Source organism: Psychroserpens jangbogonensis (genome assembly GCF_000797465.1).
Taxonomy (GTDB): domain Bacteria; phylum Bacteroidota; class Bacteroidia; order Flavobacteriales; family Flavobacteriaceae; genus Psychroserpens; species Psychroserpens jangbogonensis.
This window is the reverse complement of record NZ_JSWG01000009.1, coordinates 681,352-700,279: the sequence shown is the minus strand read 5'-3', so window position 1 is coordinate 700,279 and position 18,928 is coordinate 681,352. Positions and strand designations below refer to the sequence as shown.

The following is an 18,928-nucleotide window of genomic DNA, read 5'->3' as shown; positions in this document are numbered from 1 at the left end:
TCAAAAATTAATGACATTAAAATAATTTTATTATTTTTGACCTTTATCATTAACATAGTATGAAAAAATTTAACTCACCAAATAAAATAACTCGCAAGGAGGCTATTACAAAAATGAGCAAATATGCTGCTTTAACAGCTATAGGAACGTTCATTATTTTAAACCCTAAACAAGCGCAAGCTTCTTCTCCACCTGATCCAGGAGGAAACCCTTTCGATTAATCCTATTTTATTAATTTGAAAGCGAATCTGTCTCCAAAGCTAATTCATGATATTGATGAAGATGCTGTTTTACTTTGGTTTGAAAAAGCAAATAGATACGTTGTTACATCAAGAATAAATAGTGATTTTATTAAACTATATATGAATCCTGACGAAAGTCGGGATTCATTTGTTAATAATTTATCAAAAGACTTTGATCTAAACTCTAGCGAAGCAAACACGATGTTTAATGATATATCGAGATTTTTGAAAGATGTTAATATCGATACTGATATTGACACAATTTCAAATAAAGTTCAAGTTGCACCAACTTCATTTATTGAAGAATATTATCAATTTATTGATAAAGTGGTTTGCATACGTTTCGAGTCTGACATCATAAAAAGCTTAGTTCATCCTCAAATTGCTCATCATTCAATAAAAAGCACTGTAGAATACGATGTATTATTCGATGTTTTCAGATTAAATGATGATTTACATCTCTTAAAAAATGGAGTGCATGTAGGAAGCTATAAGACGAAAGCTTTCCATTTTCTTCAGGGTAAATTTGCTTTAGAGCTTACAAACACGATACATGACACTAATATTAGTAACTGGGTAGCAACATTTCATGCCTCAACTATTTCAAACGGTAAAGAGTCAATTATGATTATTGGAGATTCTGGTAATGGTAAAAGCACACTTTCCGTTTTATTAATGGCTCATGGATTTGACATCCTCAGTGATGACTTTACCCCTCTTTATGAAGATAATCTGCATCTCTATCGATATCCTGCAGCAACATCAATTAAAAAAGGAGCTTTTGAAGCTTTAAAACCATATCTCAACGGTATAGATTTACTAAAAACCCATCATAATGGACCAAAAAAAGTAAATATTAAATATGTACCACCGATTTTAAGTTATGAAAGTCAACCCGCAAGCTTTCCTTGCAAAAAAATTGTATATGTCAAATACGATTCATCCAAGAGCGATAGTTTAAATCTCGTTTCTCCAGAAAAAATTCTAGAAACTTTAATTCCAGATTCTTGGATATCACCAAAAGAAAAACATGCTTTAAAATTCATAAATTGGTTTAAGGAAGTTGATTGCTACCAATTGAATTACAACAGTAATGACTTTGCAATTACAAAATTTAAAGACCTATTCGAAGAATCATAAAAGTTTTACTTACTTTTAAGTACTTAATAAGAACTATTGTCTGTACAAAAAAATTCATATAAATATACTCTCCAAGTAATTGCAGATATATTGGGCTTTGAAAACTCAATTGAAGCCTTACAATATAAGATGACTTCTAATGCTATCGATTGGGAAAAATTTGTTTTTATAGCTAGTGATTACCTAGTTTTAACAACCTGTTATTGTAAGCTAAAACAAAAGAATTTATTAGCTTATATACCTGAAGAATTAGCATTATATCTAGAGGAAATTACAACCATTAATAGAAATAGAAATGAAACTTTAAAAGATGAGATTAGTCAAATTTCAAAAATTTTAAGAACAAACAAGATTGATCATGTGTTTTTAAAAGGGAGTGCACTATTAGTTAAGAATTATTATGAGGATTTGGGCGAAAGAATGTTAGGAGATATTGATATTCTTGTTGATGAGACTAAAATGGAGACTACATATCAATTACTTATAGATAACAACTATATCGGCACAGCTCAAGGCATTAGCTCAAGGTATTTTGACCACAAGCATTTACCAAGACTCCAATCTGATGTAAATTTAGCAGCTGTAGAAGTTCATAAAAAAGTGTTATCAAAAACTTATAAAGGCATTTTAAACACTAATAAAATTTTAGACACCAAAGAGTCCGTTCAAGACATTTACGTACCATCAGATAAGCATTTATTGTTTCATTCAATTTTAAATTTCCAGGCAAATGATTCAGGATATATGTATAGCAAAATAAGTTTTAAATCTATTTATGATCTACTTATCCTTAAAAGAAAAACAAATTTAGAATTTGACGACACATTTAAACCAGCTTATTTTAAAAACTATTTCTCAATCGCCAAACTTTTCTTCAGTGATTTGAATTCTTTTGAATCTAATGCATTTATAAATAATCTCTTTTTAATAAAACTAAAGCATCCATTTTTAAGAAAATTTATTGATTATGTTTTAAGAAATTTTCAATTCATTAAGGCCTTGTTCACGAGTAGAATATGGGCTTTTATTAATAATAAAAGATATAGAAAAGATCTTTTTAAAGATTATAAAAGAATAATTGGATTTTCAGGATTAAAAAAATCTTAAGTCATTACTTTTAAATGTAATATGTTTACTGTTTCTTTGTAAATTAGAGCTTAAAGCATATATTTGAGTTAACGTATTTTATAACCATGAGAAATATAGTATTATTTTTATTCTTAGTGTCATTATTTTCTTTTGATGCTCAATCACAAACGACTTCTGATACTAAATATGATACTGCAGAAGAAGAAATACAGGATCCATGGAAACTTAGTGTTGGTGTAAATGCTATTGGAAGCCTAGGAGAGAGACAACCTTTTTCACGTTTAGGTGACTTTCAATTTAGAAACCCTTTAGCTTTAGCTATTGAAAATAGATGGTCAAAGACTTTTTCATTAGAACAAGATTTAACCTTTAATGGATATAAAAAAGGGGAAGAAATTGATGGTGGAATTTTAAAAGAAGATTACACTTATATTTCTACTAATACGTATATTAAATACTATTTCTCTGATGTGCTTTTAAATGTTGATTGGTTAGATCTTTATGTTGGTGCTGGATTTGGAATTTTCACAATTGACGAAGTGAACACTTCTGGAAATTTAGCTCTTGGAGGTACTGTTTGGGTTTCTGATGATATTGGAATAAGACTTCAAGGTGTTGGAAAATTTGCAGTTCATGCAAAGGATAGACAATTTGATAACAACCACTTTCAATATATGTTACAAGTAGTTTTTAAACTATAAGTATCAATAGCCTTTAAAGTTAAAATTAAGCATTCCTTTTACCTTTTTATATACATCTGGAAATTCAGATCTAAACTCTTGTGGTGTTTCTATAAAGGTCTCTATAATAACTGCTAAGAATTCAAACTGATTAGTAAAAGCATAGTCTCTTATATAATCTGAAGACACCAATTCTTCTTTTAAACTAGCATTATTGTTTAAATCCTCAGTAAGCTCATAATACGAATCTAAAAAAATAGCAGAGCTCGTACTTCGCTTCCTTACATTCATGTAATAAAAGTGAATGGCATGTATAAATTCATGGACTGCCAAATTGAGGTTGTCATCTTCAATGTGATAACCATGTAAAACATCTTTCCAAGAAAGCACTAAAGCTTTATAGCCTAGATTAAATTCACCTTTGTGATAAGCTTTATTAGTTTGAGAATAAAACTCTTCTGGGTATATCAGAATACGCTCTACAGAATCAATCTTATAATCTCTTAAGCCAAAAGTAAGTTTAACTAATGTAGCAGAAATCACAACCTTCATTTCATCGCTAACAAACAATTGTTTACCAATAAATTCTGTACGATTTATTGTTTTATACACCCTATGTTCGAAATAGGATTTATGTTTTAGTGATAAACTATTATAAAATTTAATTTTTTGTTTCAGAATAGACTTGTGATCTTTAGAAAGTGTCTTTTTATTAATATATAAATGAGTGAAAAACAAACGTTTATTAACGTACTCAACATAAGCCATTTCAAAGAAATAAAACGTCTTATTTATAACAAGTAGAACGATACCTGCAGCAAGCAGGCTAGCAAGAAAAAAAAAGACTCCCTGAAATATTATTGGATCCTCATTGTCCTTTTGAAGTGCAAAAAATAGAATTAGGGCATTTAGCATTGTATAAATATAGTGAAAAGACCTTTTCTCTTAATAGTATTGCTATTTAATTGATAAACTAAAATTTGTAGTATTTAGAGTTATTTATGAATTTTCATATCCTTAGAGCTCCGCTTTGAAATACTAGGATTAACTCAATAAATTTCGCTTTCCCTCAGAGCTCCGCTTTGAAACACCAGGATTAGCTCAATAAATTTCGCTTTTCCTCAGAGCTCCGCTTTGAAATGCCAGGATTAGCTCAATGAATTTCGCTTTTCCTCAGAGCTCCGCTTTGAAATACCAGGATTAGCTCAATGAATTTCGCTTTTCCTCAGAGCTCCGCTTTGAAAATACTAGGATTAGCTCAATAAATTTCGCTTTTCCTCAGAGCTCTGCTTTGAAAATACTAGGATTAGCTCAATAAATTTCGCTTTTCCTCAGAGCTCCGCTTTGAAAATAGAAAACTTCTGATTATAAATTCAAGCAAGCCTGATTTAACACAGAAGTTTTCTATTTATTCGTGACCTCGAGAGGATTCGAACCTCCAACCCTCAGAGCCGAAATCTGATATTCTATCCAGTTGAACTACGAGGCCTTTAATTTATGATAATTTCTCCTTTACAATGGTTGAAATGGTTTTACCATCAGCCTGTCCAGCTAATTGCTTATTAACCATACCCATGACTTTCCCCATGTCTTTCATCCCTTCTGCTCCAATTTGCTGAATCGTAGCCAAAACAACTTTTTCAATTTCTGCTTCACTTAATTGGGGAGGTAAAAACTGAGAAATAATTGCAGCTTGAGCTATCTCTGGATCTGCTAAATCATTTCGGTTTTGCTCAGCAAATATAGCTGCACTATCCTTACGTTGTTTTACCAACTTAGATAGAATTTTTATTTCTTCATCTTCAGTTATGTCTTCTCCAGAACCAGAGGTTTGTGCCAATAATAATTCAGATTTAACAGCTCTCAATGCTGCCAAAGCAACTTGATTCTTTTCTTTCATTGCTGCCTTCATAGCAGTCATTATATTATTTTGCAAACTCATAATGTGGTATTTAATTTAGATTGCGAAGATAGGAAAAACTAGATGTATTTAGTCGGTCTAATAGCATTAAAGCATAAAAAAACCCGAAAAGTTTATCTCAACTTTTCGGGTTTAACAAAGTGTAAAACACTAAACTAAATTTGCTATTAATCTACGTTGTCGTGTAAAAATGAATTATTGCTTCTTAATTGAATATCGTCGTTGTCATCAGTAGTAACAGAAGTTCTTGAAGCCTTGGTATCTGAAGAATGTTGAGATTCTTCTAAACTCACACCTTGTCTTTTATATGCAGGTTCTTTTTCAATTTCGTCAATTTTAGCTGTATTGAATTTGTAATTGAAATCTTTCATCTTACGTCTACGTTCATCAGCTCTTTCTTTAAGCAATTCAGAAATTGGACTGTTCATTGGATCAATCTCTTCTCTTACCTCTTCTTCAGAAACTTCAGATTCAAGAGTCTTTTTCTCAAATACAATTTCTTCTTCTACTTCTGGTTGAACTTTCGTTTTCGTTTCATTAATTGAAGACTCATACGTCATAAAATCATCAAGGGCATAACGTGTCTCTCCATCTTCATTAGCTTCTGTTACAGGCACAATTTCAATATGATCAGTAACATCTAAATCTTTTACTTCTTCTAGTTCAAAAACGGTCTTTTCTTCAACCTCGATCGTCTCCTCTTCTTCTTGTCCAAAAGATAATGGTAAGTCAAAAGTTAATGTAATTTGTTCCTCTTCAACATCTTCTATAATCTCTTCTTCAATTTCTTGAACAGGAGTTATAATAAACTCTTCTTCTTTAGTTACATGATCTAAGACTTCATCATATACTACATTTATATTTTTAATAATTTCTGTAGTTGTGATTAGATCTGTTTCAAAACTTTCAACAACAGCATCCAAATCTTCGTCTTCTACTAATGTATGAACAACCACCTCTGGTTCTGCTTCATCATTTTCTAGAACGATATCTGGAGTTATAATTGCCGGATCACTTTCTTTCACATATACATCATTTCTATCGTCTTCTAAAGCATGAACTACTTTCGTTTGTTCTGTATTAGAAATCTCATGTTGTTGATCTATATCGAAACCAGTAGCGATAATAGTCACAGAGATAGACTCTTCTAAAGACTCGTCTTCACCAACACCCATAATAATGTTTGCACCATGACCTGCTTCGTTTTGAATGTGGTCATTAATTTCTCCAATTTCGTCAATAGTAATTTCTTGAGACCCAGAAACGATTAGCAACAATACGTTTTTGGCTCCTGTAATTTTATTATCGTTTAATAATGGTGAGTCTAAGGCTTTCATAATCGCTTCTTGCGCTCTAGCTTTACCTGAAGACGTAGACGAACCCATAATTGCAGTTCCACTATTACTTAAAACTGTTTTAGCATCACGCAAATCAATATTTTGCGTATAGTGATGAGTAATCACTTCTGCAATACCACGTGAAGCCGTTGAAAGTACTTCATCTGCTTTAGAGAATCCAGCTTTAAATCCTAGATTACCATAAACTTCACGAAGTTTATTATTATTGATTACAACCAAAGAATCAACATGAGAACGAAGTGTGTCAATGCCTTTTGCGGCTTGTTCGTTTCTCATTTTTCCTTCAAACTGAAATGGCATCGTTACAATACCAACAGTTAGAATATCCATTTCCTTAGAAAGTTTGGCGATAATTGGTGCAGCCCCAGTACCTGTACCTCCACCCATTCCTGCTGTGATGAATACCATTTTTGTATTAGTACCTAACATACGTCTTAAATCTTCTAGACTTTCAACGGCTGCCTGTTCTCCTACTTCAGGATTTGCTCCTGCTCCTAACCCTTCGGTTAAATTCACTCCCAATTGGATCTTGTTTGGGACACCACTATTCTGTAACGCTTGGGCATCTGTATTGCAAATAACGAAGTCAACACCTTTAATCCCTTGTTGAAACATGTGATTAATGGCATTACTTCCACCTCCACCAACTCCAATCACTTTGATAACGTTTGATTGGTTTTTTGGCAAATCGAATGCAATATCTGCTAATTCAATGTTGTTGCTCATAAATATTCTTTTTACTGGTTGTTGTTTTGTACTATATATGTTTTATTCAATAGATTTAATTCTTTGGCTACTCAGCATTGTCTAAAAAATCTTTGACACGCTCAGTTAGTTTATCCAAGAACGATTTACGTTCCTTTTTTGGTTGCTGAATGCGTTCTTCTTCTTGAGTTGAATGTTCTTCAGAATGCTCTTCCATAGCAAGCTCCATTTCTTCAACTTCTTTTTCAACACGTCTTCTTTCTTGACGTTTTAAGCCATCCATTACCAAACCAACTGCTGTCGCAAATAATGGGCTAGCAATATCATCATCACTATCTCCTGCTAAATGCTCATTAGGATAGCCAATTCTGGTATCCATTCCTGTTATGTATTCTACTAATTGCTTTAAGTGTTTTAGTTGGCTTCCACCACCTGTTAATACAATACCAGCAATTAATTTCTTTTTTTGTTCTTCGTGACCGTAATTCTTAATCTCAACATAAACTTGTTCCACGATTTCTACAACTCTTGCGTGTATAATCTTAGATAAGTTCTTTAAAGTAATCTCTTTTGGTTCACGACCTCGCAAACCCGGAATAGACACAATCTCATTGTCTTTATTCTCTCCTGGCCATGCAGAACCAAATTTTATCTTAAGTAATTCTGCTTGTTTCTCAATTATTGAGCAACCTTCTTTAATGTCTTCAGTAACAACATTTCCTCCAAAAGGAATTACAGCTGTATGGCGAATAATACCATCTTTAAAAACAGCTAAATCAGTTGTTCCGCCACCTATATCAATTAAGGCTACTCCTGCTTCTTTTTCTTCTTGACTTAAAACAGCATTAGCTGATGCCAATGGTTCTAATGTGATGCCTTCCAATTCTAAACCAGAACTTTTCACACAGCGACCAATATTTCTAATCGATGATACTTGACCAACAACCACATGAAAGTTCGCTTCTAAGCGTCCTCCATACATTCCAATAGGCTCCTTAATTTCTGGCTGACCATCAATTTTGTACTCTTGTGGAAGTACATGAATAATTTCTTCTCCTGGTAACATTACCAGCTTATGAACTTGGTTAATTAATCGATCAATATCTTCTTCATCAATAACTACTTCAGAATTTGCTCTTGTGATATAATCACTATGCTGCAAACTTCTAATATGCTGACCAGCAATACCAACAGTTACATCTTCAATTTTTAATCCTGCCTCAGCTTCTGCTTCTTGAACAGCTTGCTGAATTGATTGTATAGTTTGTGTAATATTATTTACAACACCTCTATGCACACCTAAGCTTTTGGATTTACCAATACCCAAAATTTCTGCCTTTCCGTATTCGTTCTTACGACCAATCATAGCCACAATTTTTGTGGTTCCGATATCTAATCCTACTGAAATTTTATTGTTCTCCATTACTTATTTTTTGGTGCAAATAACTTGCTTATCAAACTTTAAATTCACTACGCTATAATTATCTAATGCTTTATCTTTTATTGCTTTCAAATAAAACGCTTTGAGATTATTAATTTTTTTGTCCAATAACTCTAAACTTCCTAAATGGACTTTAAAATCATTATCACGTAATCTCAAATCGATTGATTGATCTTCATTTTGATGAATCTCAACAACGTGCTTTTTCAAAAACTCATCCCCTTTAACTTTTTTAGCTATAGTGAATACATTTGACAAGTTATTTTTTTCAATTGCTCCAGTTACTAAAGGTACACGTGCAGTGTAATTCGTTGATAAAGGCATATACGAGCCTTGATCATCAATGTAATAGGAAGCATTTGTACTAACTCTTGCTATAGGTTTTTTTTGTTCAATATTTGCAGTGATTGAGCCATCAACACTCATAAACACTTGCGCATGCTTAATCATTGGATTGGAATTTAGGGCAGTCTCCAACGCGTTCAAATCTATAATATCTTTAGGCTTGTTCGTAACACTCTCTTGATTTTGTATTAACAATTTACTAACAGTCTCTTGAGTAACGAATAGATTATCATTACCAACAAATTGTATCAATGGCGTATTCACGGTTCTAGTAGAATTTCTAAACGATGAAAACACGAATAGAAAGCCAACTAGTAGCGCTAATAAAAAGACCTTTATGTAATTATAATTAACTCGCAATGCTCAATGCTTCTTTAATATGTTTTACTTCTTCTCCTATATCTCCAGCTCCAATTGTTAAAATTACTTGTGCTGAAGATTCTTTTATATGTTGAATTAATTCTGATTTTTGAATTAACTTCTTACAATCATTATCTATTTTATTTAAAAGCCATTCTGAATTTACTCCTTCAATCGGCAATTCTCTTGCTGGATAAATATCTAAAAGTATAACCTCATCAAAACGCGATAAGCTCTTTGCAAAATCGTCAACAAAATCTTTTGTTCTACTAAATAAATGCGGCTGAAAAACAGCTAGTACTTTTTTAGTTGGGTACATTTCTCTAACGGCTTGATGCACTGCGTTTATCTCTTCTGGATGATGTGCGTAGTCATCAATAAATACTAAATCTTCACTTTTAATCTGGTAGGTAAATCTACGTTTAACTCCCTTATAAGATGCTAAAGCTTTGGCGAGCTGCGGTTTAGGGATTCCATATTCTACAGTCATCGCCAAGGCAATTAAAGCATTCGACAGATTGTGTCTACCAGGTAGGCTAAATTTAAAATCTTCGAGTAGCGCATTTGGTGTTTTTACATCAAATACATAGCTACCATTTATTATTTTTATGTTTTGTACGGAATAATCTGAATCGTCTTCGATGCCATAGGTAATCCCTTTTATTGGCAATCCTCTTTTAACGAATAGTTTTCCGTTTGGTTTAATTTTCTTTGAAAAATCCTCAAAAGATTTAACTAGTTCTGAAGCATCTCCATATATATCTAAGTGATCTGGATCCATAGATGTAATGCAAGCATAATCTGGAGATAGTGTCAAAAATGAACGATCAAATTCGTCAGCTTCAACAACTGTGACATCCGTTCCATTAAGGATAAGGTTAGAATTATAGTTTTCACTAATTCCACCCAAAAACGCTGTAACTTTCACATCGCATGCATTAAGCAAGTGACCTAAAATACTTGTTGTTGTAGTTTTTCCATGTGTACCAGCTACTGCTAAACAGAATGTTTGTCTAGTAATTTCTCCAAGAACAGCTGAGCGCTTTAAAACTTCAAAACCCGCTGAATTAAAGTAATTTAATTCAGTATGATCTTGTGGGATTGCAGGTGTATAAACAACAAGTGTATCTTCTTTATTTAAAAATGTGTCTTGAATTAAATCTACATTGTCTTCAAAATGAATAAAAACATTCAATTCTTCTAATGAATTTGTAATATCAGTTTTGGTTTTATCATAACCGCCAACAGTTAACCCTTTAGCCACAAAATAACGTGCTAAGGCACTCATACCTATGCCTCCAATTCCAATAAAATAAACGTTATTTGTGTGCTTTAAACTCATTTATTGTTTTAACAATTTTTCCACTTCGTTTGCTATGTCTTTTGTAGCATTTACTAATGCTAACTCTTTTATTTGCTTACTTAAATCTTCTCGTTTCTCTTTTGAATTCAACACTTCTGAAAATTCATTTTCAAACTGCTCATCTAAATCACTTTCCTTAATCAGAACAGCTGCTCCTTTATCTGAAATAGATTTTGCGTTTTTCGTTTGATGATCCTCGGCTACATTAGGAGAAGGAATAAAAATCACTGGTTTTCCTACGACACAAAGCTCGGATACAGAACTCGCTCCTGCTCTTGAAATAATAACGTCTGCAGCTGCGTAAGCCATATCCATATTATTTAAAAAGGCATGAACCTGTACGTTTTCTAACTTATTATATTGTCTATATTGTTGATAGTATAGTTTCCCGCATTGCCAAATCAGCTGTACATTTAGCGACTTAAAATACTCTAGTTTACTTTCTATCAATTCATTAATTCGTCTAGCTCCTAAACTTCCTCCTAAAATCAAAAGCGTGTGCTTACTATGAATTAATGTAAAAGCATCTTTTCCCTGAATATGTTTATTCTCGACATCTAGCAAGTCTTTGCGAATTGGGTTACCTGTCAATACTATTTTTTCTTTTGGAAAGAACTTCTCCAGACCTTCATAGGCCACACAAATGGTATCTACTTTTTTACCTAAAAGCTTATTGGTAATTCCCGGATATGAGTTTTGTTCTTGTATTAAACTTGGAATCCCTTTAGAGGTTGCCATTTTCAATAATGGACCACTCGCAAAACCTCCAGTGCCTATAGCAATATTAGGGTTGAACGTCTTTATTATTTTTCTAGAGCGTAATAAACTAACCAACAATTTAAAAGGAAACATTAAGTTCTTCAAAGTCAGCTTACGTTGAAGTCCTGAAATCCACAAACCTTCAATCTCGTATCCTGCCTGAGGCACCTTCTCCATTTCCATGCGATCTGAAGCTCCAACGAATAAAAATTCAGCATCTGGAAAACGAGATTTTAACTCATTTGCAATAGCGATTGCAGGATAGATATGACCTCCTGTTCCTCCACCAGACAATATGATTTTATAGTTACTCATTAAATCGTTTCGCTCAATATCTCAAGCGGATTATCTTCATTAATTTCTTGCTCTTTTAATTGCTCACGCTTTGCGCTTACACTTAATATGATTCCGATAGCCAAACAGGTCATCCAAATCGATGTTCCTCCACTACTTATTAATGGTAATGTTTGTCCTGTAACTGGAAATAATTCTACTGCAACAGCCATGTTAATTAACGCTTGAAATACTATAGGCAATCCTACACCTAAGACTAATAACTTCCCGAAAATTGTATCTGACTTCTGTGACACGATTACAATTCTAAACAATAGCCAAGAGTACATCACCAATAAAAACAAACCGCCAATTAATCCGTACTCTTCAATAATTATCGCGAAAATAAAATCTGAAGAAGACTGTGGTAACACGTTCTTCTGCGTGCTTTTACCTGGGCCTTTACCTTGAATTCCGCCTGAAGCAATAGCTATTTTAGCATTTTCAATTTGATAATCACCTTCGGTATCTTCTCCGTTTGCAAAGTTTTCAACTCTACTCATCCAAGTATCAATACGGTTAGGCATAGCATCTGGAAATGCTTTTGCTACTAGTACAAAAAGCGAAAGGGCCAAAATTCCTGTACCAATGATTACCACTAAATATTTAATCGGATAACCTCCAATAAACGCCAACACCATAACCATTAAAAACATAATAGCGGTCGTAGAGAAATTGGCTGGCAATATCAGTATCAAAACAAAAAAAACGGGAACCCAAAGTGGCAATAATGTCTCTACAAATGACACCTTCCTATCTTGAATTTTAGATAAATATCTAGCCACGTATACCATTAGGACAACAGCTGCTAAAGTTGATGTTTGAAACGACATCCCAACAAAAGGAATTTGTATCCATCTACTAGCATTTGCACCATCAATAGTTGTGCCTTGAAACATAGTTACAATAAGCAACACCAAAACAATTGGAATCATCACCATTGACAGTCCTCTGAAATAACGATATGGGATTTTGTGTACACCATACATAATTGCAAATCCTAAAAAGAGGTGCATAAAATGCTTGATAAAAAACCCAAAGGTATTCCCGGAACCTCCAACATATGCTAAATTGCTCGCAGCACTATACACAGGAAGGAATGAGAAAATTGCCAATAAAGCAGCAATTGCCCATATTAATCGATCTCCTTTTATGTTTTTAAATAGTGTCTGCACTTCTTAATTTATTATAAGTTTCTTACAGCGTCTTTAAACTGACGACCTCTATCTTCATAGTTTTCAAACAAATCAAAACTTGCACAAGCGGGTGACAACAAAACGTTTTCTCCAGCATCTGCAATTTTATAGGCGATTTTTACTGCTTCACTCATGAATTGAGTTTCAACAATAACATCTACCATGTTTCCAAAACTATTCATGAGCTTTTCATTATCAACTCCTAAACAAATGATAGCTTTTACCTTTTCGTTTACAAACTGAAACAACTCATTATAATCGTTGCCCTTATCTTCTCCTCCAACGATCCAAACTGTTTGAGCATCCATACTTTCTAAGGCATAGTAGGTAGCATTTACATTTGTCGCTTTTGAGTCGTTTATGTATTGGACTTTATTAATTTTAAGCACATGCTCTAATCGATGTTCAACACCTTGAAAATTCTCTAAACTTTCACGAATGGTCTGCTTTCTTATTCTTAATAAGTGAGCCACTGTTGAAGCAGCCATTGCATTTTTAATGTTGTGTTTTCCCTCTAATGCTAAATTTGCTGTTGGCATAATTATCTGATTGTTATCTATTGTTATTTTTATATTGTCTTTGTCCAAATACGCGCCATTTTCAATTTGTTTTGTAAGTGAAAATGGCAATAATGTTGATTGAATAGAATGTTGTTTTAACCAAGATTCGATGACTACATCATCGGCATCATAAATGAAATAATCCTCTTTGGTTTGATTGTCTATAATTCTGAATTTTGAAGCGATATAGTTTTCGAAAACGCAATCATATCGATCCAAATGGTCTGGCGTGATATTCAGTAAAATCGCGATTTTAGGCTTAAAATCTATAATATCGTCCAACTGAAAACTACTGACTTCAAGCACATAGTTTGGAAAATCTTTTTCCAATATTTGCTTAGCAAAACTGTCACCAATATTACCTGCCAACCCAACATCTAATTCTTGTTTAAGCAAATGATGTGTTAGACTAGCAGTTGTTGTTTTACCATTACTGCCAGTAATTGCGATCAAAGTAGCTTCAGTATATTTTGAAGCAAACTCAATTTCAGAAACGACCTTTATACCATTTGCCCTAACTTGTTTTACTAGTGCAACTTTCTCTGGAATTCCAGGGCTTTTCATGATTAAATCTGCGTTCAGAATTTTAGTTTCTGTATGCTGACCTTCTTCAAATTCAATCTCATTATGTAAAAGAACTTTTTTGTACTTTTCTTTAATTATTCCTTTGTCTGAAACAAATACGTCATAACCTCTGTCTTTCCCTAAAAGTGCTGTTCCAACACCACTTTCTCCACCTCCAAGAATCACTAACCTTTTCATTTATCGTATTTTCAATGTCACAATTGAGAGTATGGCTAATAGAATACCTACAATCCAAAAACGTGTAACTATTTTACTTTCGTGATATCCAGATTTTTGGTAATGATGATGTAAAGGCGACATTTTAAATATGCGTCGTCCTTCACCATGTTTCTTCCTTGTGTATTTAAACCAGCTTACTTGCATGACTACAGATAAATTCTCTGCTAAGAAAATTCCACATAACAATGGAATTAGCCATTCTTTACGAACTGCAATTGCAATAACTGCTATGATTCCACCAATTGTCAAACTACCTGTGTCACCCATAAATACTTGAGCTGGATATGTGTTGTACCACAGAAACCCAATTAACGCTCCAACAAATGCTGCTATATAAATAGTAATTTCTTCAACTCTTGGGATATACATAATGTTGAGATAATCTGAAAAAATGATATTACCAGAAACCCAAGCAAAAATCCCTAACGTGAGTACAATTATGGCTGAAGTTCCAGCTGCTAAACCATCAATCCCATCAGTTAGATTAGCTCCATTGGAGACTGCAGTAATGATAAAAATCACAACTAAAATAAAAACCAACCAAGCATATTTTTCAAGATCAGGACTGATCCATGTTACTAAATCTGAATAATTAAATTCGTTGTTTTTAACAAACGGAATTGTTGTTTTTGTAGATTTCTCTTCAACTTGAAACAACTTAAAAGGTGAAATATTTGGGTTTTCAGCTAGCAATTCTTGTTGTACTTCTACAGGTAATTTTTCCTTAATAGTTACGTCGTTATGAAAAAATAATGTCGCTCCAACTATAATTCCTAACCCAATTTGACCTAGAACTTTAAAACGCCCTTTCAGACCATCTTTATCATTTTTAAACTTCTTAATATAGTCATCGATAAAACCAATGACTCCCATCCAAAGTGTAGTAACTATCAGTAAAATGATGTATACATTTTCTAGTTTCGCTAATAACAATACAGGGATTAAGGTGGCAAGGATGATAATTACTCCTCCCATTGTTGGTGTGCCAGCCTTTTGAGCCTGCCCTTCTAATCCTAAATCTCTAATGGTTTCACCTACTTGTTGTTTTTGTAGAAAACGTATGATTCGTTTCCCGTATACTATAGAAATTAACAACGATAAAATCATTGCAATAGCAGCTCTAAATGTTAGAAACCCAAAGAGTGTTGCTCCAGGAAACTGAAACTGTTGTTCTAAATATTCAAATAGGTAATATAACATTGGTTAATTTATTTCTGTAACTGCTTTAAAAATTCTTGTACTATTTGGTAATCATCAAAATCAAATCGTTCACCTTTTATTTCCTGGTAAGTTTCATGTCCTTTTCCAGCTATTAAAATGATATCATTAGAACTCGCCATTTGGCAAGCCGTTTTTATAGCTTGGTTTCTATCTGTAATTGAAATTATTTTTTTAAAATTTTGAGGTTCAACACCTTTTTCTATGTCTTGAATGATTGTTTCAGGCACTTCACTTCTAGGATTGTCACTAGTAAAAATCACTTTATTACTCAAAGCTGAAGCGATGTGTCCCATTTTTGGACGCTTAGTTTTATCTCTATCTCCTCCACAACCAACAACAGTTATTAATTCTTCATTTTTAGTTCGAATACTATTAATGGTTTCCAATACGTTTTTAAGAGCATCAGGTGTATGTGCATAATCTACAATAGCAGTAATTTTTTCATCTGAAATCAGATATTGAAAACGACCACTTACGCTTTCTAATTCGCTAATCAATCTCAATATTTCAACTTTTTCAAGGCCTAACAATTCAGCAGTACCATAAATAGCTGCGACATTATATGCGTTAAATGTTCCAATAAGTTTAGTCCACAACTCACTATCGTTGAGTTTCAATAACAATCCGCTTAATTCATTTTCAAGAACTTGGGCTTTATAATCTGCATACGTTTTTAAAGCATACGTAAATGTTTTGGCTTGTGTGTTTTGCAACATTACCAAACCATTTTTATCATCAATATTTACTAGTGCAAACGCTTGCTTTGGTAAGTGATCAAAAAATGATTTTTTAACATCTCTATATTCAGCAAACGTATTGTGATAATCTAAATGATCATGAGACAAATTCGTAAACACACCTCCTTCAAACTGTAATCCTTCTGAACGCTTTTGATGTATTCCGTGTGAGCTTACTTCCATAAAACAGAACTCTACACCTGCATCATTCATTAATTTTAAATACTTATTAATGGTTAATGAATCTGGAGTGGTGTGCGTTGCTTTAAATTCAGTATTGTCAACCATAATTTTCACGGTAGATAACAAACCAACTTTATAACCTGCTTTTTTAAACAGCTGGTATAAAAGCGTTGTAATGGTAGTTTTTCCGTTAGTTCCGGTAACACCAACTAATCTTAAATTACCAGATGGATTTTCATAATAGTTAGAAGCCATAAAAGCTAATGCACTGTTTGTGTTTTCAACTTCTATATAAGTAATTCCATTTTGCAAATTCTCTGGAAGCGATTCGCAAACTACAGCTATAGCTCCTAGTTTAATTGCTTTTTGAATGAAATTATGACCATCAACTGTTGTTCCTTTTATAGCAACAAAGACATCACCATTTGAAACTGCTCGAGAATCAAAATGAATAGCATTAACATCAACACCTGTGCTTCCAACAACTGCATTGATAGTAACCTTATATAATATGTCCTTTAACTCTGCCATTAAATATTTAATACAACAACTTGATTAGGTTTTACTTTTACCCCTTTATTTATAGATTGTTTTTTTACCACTCCAACACCTTCAAGGCTAACTTTTAATCCCATATTTTCTAATAAGGCTAAAGCGTCCATAGCAGGCAAGCCAACAACATTTGGCATTATCGTTTTGTAAGTGTTTGCAATATCGTAGTAGGCCTCAAAAGATTCATTAACCTGATTATTGACGACTTCTAATGATTCCACTTCATCTATCAAAGGTGTTTCTGTATATATTTTTTGTGCTATTCTTTTAAATACTGGTCCAGATACATCAGCTCCATAAAAACCAACTTTAGTACTAGGCTTATGGATAACTACAATGCAAGAATATTTAGGGTTATCGGCTGGGAAATAACCAGCAAAAGAAGACACGTATTTTCTATCCTTACGCCATTCTTCATAATTACTGTAGTCTGTTCTTGCAGTTCCTGTTTTTCCTGCCATTGAAAAATTTTCAGAATACATTCTAGAACCCGTACCTCTAATGACAATATTTTTGAGGATATCACGAATTTCACCCAAAGTTTTATCTGAACAAATCTTCTGATTGATTACTTCTTTATTAAAGGTTTCAATTTCTCTATCAAACTCTTTTACGGCTTTAATAAATCTTGGCTTTACCATTTCGCCATCATTTGCAATAGCATTATAGAATGTCAAAGTCTGCAAAGGCGTCATTTGTAAATTATAACCATACGCCATTGACGGCAAAGCATTTCGACTCCAATTTGCTTTTCCAGGCTCAGCAATATCAGGAATTCCTTCACCTATAATTGATATACCTAAAGGCTCATGAAGATTCCAACTCTTCAATCTATTAATGAATATTTTTGGTTTTTTAGAATAAGCTTCATCGATTATAGTGGCTAAACCAATATTTGATGACACTTCTAATGCACGTGCAGCAGATATTTTACCATGACCACGTGAATCACTAATTGTTCTTCCGTAGAAACGCTTTGTGCCTTGAAACGTATTTATAATAGTAGAAGTATCAATGACCTTATCTTCCAAAGCGGCCATAAATGCCATAACTTTAAACGTAGAGCCAGGTTCATGACTTTCTCCTACAGCATAATTTAATCGCTCATAGTAGTTTCCATTTTTATTTCTTCCGAGATTTGAAATCGCCTTAATCTCACCAGTTTTAACATCCATCACCACAGCACATCCATGCTCAGCCTCGTATTTTTCTAATTGACCTAGTAAAGAATGATGTGCAATGTCTTGAATATTAACATCAATTGTTGTGTAAACGTCATAACCATCTTGAGGATCAACTTGATTATAATCCACAATAGGTTTCCATTGTCCATTACCAATTTTCTGTTTCAGACGCGAACCATTAATTCCTCTTAAATATTTTACACCAAAAGCACCATCGATACCAGGACGTGTTACATTGCCATCTTCATCAATACGCTCATACCCAATTGTACGCTCAGCGATTCCACCCATTGGATGTTCTCGTCTAGTTGTTTGCTCAACGATAAGTCCGCCTTTAATAGCACCAAGCTGAAGCATAGGGAAATTCCGTAATCTGATGTAATCGGAATAACTAATATTACGAGCTAAAAGGAAGTATCTATTTTTATTAGATCTCGCCTTAGTTATCGAGTTTTGATGATAACTTGAAGATTTGCCAGAATAGTTTGCCAACGAATCTGACAAGGATTTAATATACTTATTAAACGTTGCCTGTTTGGGCTGAACAACATCAAGTCTGATATCATATTTAGGAATAGAAGTTGCTAATAAACTACCATCAGCAGAATACACATTACCTCTATTAGCTGGGATTTCATGATTTTTAACAGTACGCTCTTCGGCAAGAGCTCTATACTCATCACCTTGAACAAATTGAATAGTACACAATTTAAAAACAACCGCAAGAGCGAAGACAAACATACATCCAGCTATGA

General features: G+C 33.3%; 16 protein-coding genes and 1 tRNA gene. 4 read left to right on the top strand and 13 right to left on the bottom strand.

Translation table 11 applies throughout. The features are described from left to right. Positions 1-59 precede the first annotated feature (59 nt). From RH81_RS17145 to RH81_RS10195, 4 genes are all read left to right on the top strand, one after another. On the top strand, positions 60-221 hold the full coding sequence (locus tag RH81_RS17145) for a hypothetical protein (RefSeq protein ID WP_173424370.1): 162 nt from the start codon (positions 60-62) through the stop codon (positions 219-221). Between the two features lie 15 nt (positions 222-236). After that, positions 237-1,382, top strand: a complete 1,146-nt coding sequence (locus RH81_RS10205; protein WP_033960088.1) for a phosphoenolpyruvate carboxykinase (ATP) — start codon at positions 237-239, stop codon at positions 1,380-1,382. Between the two features lie 36 nt (positions 1,383-1,418). Further along, entirely contained in the window at positions 1,419-2,489 is a 1,071-nt protein-coding gene (locus tag RH81_RS10200; protein ID WP_152604817.1) for a nucleotidyltransferase family protein, read from the top strand. 86 nt (positions 2,490-2,575) lie between these two features. After that, on the top strand, positions 2,576-3,172 hold the full coding sequence (locus RH81_RS10195; protein ID WP_033960084.1) for a hypothetical protein: 597 nt from the start codon (positions 2,576-2,578) through the stop codon (positions 3,170-3,172). Between the two features lie 3 nt (positions 3,173-3,175). Here the strand turns inward: RH81_RS10195 and RH81_RS10190 are convergent, their stop codons facing one another. From RH81_RS10190 to RH81_RS10130, 13 genes are all read right to left on the bottom strand, one after another. Next, complete coding sequence (locus RH81_RS10190) at positions 3,176-4,066, bottom strand: zinc-dependent peptidase (protein ID WP_052172505.1); 891 nt, start codon at positions 4,064-4,066, stop codon at positions 3,176-3,178. Positions 4,067-4,566: 500 nt separating this feature from the next. Further along, positions 4,567-4,640, bottom strand: a tRNA-Arg gene (locus RH81_RS10185). A gap of 6 nt (positions 4,641-4,646) precedes the next feature. Continuing rightward, on the bottom strand, positions 4,647-5,093 hold the full coding sequence (locus tag RH81_RS10180) for a GatB/YqeY domain-containing protein (RefSeq protein WP_033960083.1): 447 nt from the start codon (positions 5,091-5,093) through the stop codon (positions 4,647-4,649). Positions 5,094-5,239: 146 nt separating this feature from the next. Further along, positions 5,240-7,156, bottom strand: coding sequence for a cell division protein FtsZ (gene ftsZ, locus RH81_RS10175; RefSeq protein ID WP_033960082.1), 1,917 nt, complete (start codon positions 7,154-7,156; stop codon positions 5,240-5,242). Positions 7,157-7,223: 67 nt separating this feature from the next. Further along, entirely contained in the window at positions 7,224-8,558 is a 1,335-nt protein-coding gene (gene ftsA, locus RH81_RS10170; RefSeq protein WP_033960081.1) for a cell division protein FtsA, read from the bottom strand. Positions 8,559-8,561: 3 nt separating this feature from the next. Continuing rightward, complete coding sequence (locus RH81_RS10165) at positions 8,562-9,281, bottom strand: cell division protein FtsQ/DivIB (protein ID WP_033960080.1); 720 nt, start codon at positions 9,279-9,281, stop codon at positions 8,562-8,564. Further along, a complete protein-coding gene (gene murC / locus RH81_RS10160; RefSeq protein WP_033960079.1) occupies positions 9,271-10,623 on the bottom strand; it encodes a UDP-N-acetylmuramate--L-alanine ligase in 1,353 nt (450 codons plus the stop codon). The genes RH81_RS10165 and murC overlap by 11 nt, the downstream gene beginning before the upstream one ends. Then, positions 10,624-11,718 (bottom strand): undecaprenyldiphospho-muramoylpentapeptide beta-N-acetylglucosaminyltransferase, encoded by a 1,095-nt coding sequence (murG, locus tag RH81_RS10155; protein WP_033960078.1) that lies wholly within the window; start codon positions 11,716-11,718, stop codon positions 10,624-10,626. Beyond that, entirely contained in the window at positions 11,718-12,911 is a 1,194-nt protein-coding gene (locus RH81_RS10150) for an FtsW/RodA/SpoVE family cell cycle protein (protein ID WP_033960077.1), read from the bottom strand. The genes murG and RH81_RS10150 overlap by 1 nt, the downstream gene beginning before the upstream one ends. 11 nt (positions 12,912-12,922) lie before the next feature. Next, positions 12,923-14,254, bottom strand: a complete 1,332-nt coding sequence (murD, locus tag RH81_RS10145) for a UDP-N-acetylmuramoyl-L-alanine--D-glutamate ligase (RefSeq protein WP_033960076.1) — start codon at positions 14,252-14,254, stop codon at positions 12,923-12,925. Next, entirely contained in the window at positions 14,255-15,496 is a 1,242-nt protein-coding gene (mraY, locus tag RH81_RS10140) for a phospho-N-acetylmuramoyl-pentapeptide-transferase (protein ID WP_033960075.1), read from the bottom strand. Between the two features lie 8 nt (positions 15,497-15,504). Further along, positions 15,505-16,968: a UDP-N-acetylmuramoyl-L-alanyl-D-glutamate--2,6-diaminopimelate ligase gene (locus RH81_RS10135; RefSeq protein ID WP_033960074.1), complete on the bottom strand. Its 1,464-nt coding sequence runs from the start codon at positions 16,966-16,968 to the stop codon at positions 15,505-15,507. Next, entirely contained in the window at positions 16,968-18,914 is a 1,947-nt protein-coding gene (locus RH81_RS10130; RefSeq protein WP_052172504.1) for a penicillin-binding protein, read from the bottom strand. Before RH81_RS10130 ends, RH81_RS10135 begins: the two co-directional genes overlap by 1 nt. Positions 18,915-18,928: the final 14 nt, after the last annotated feature.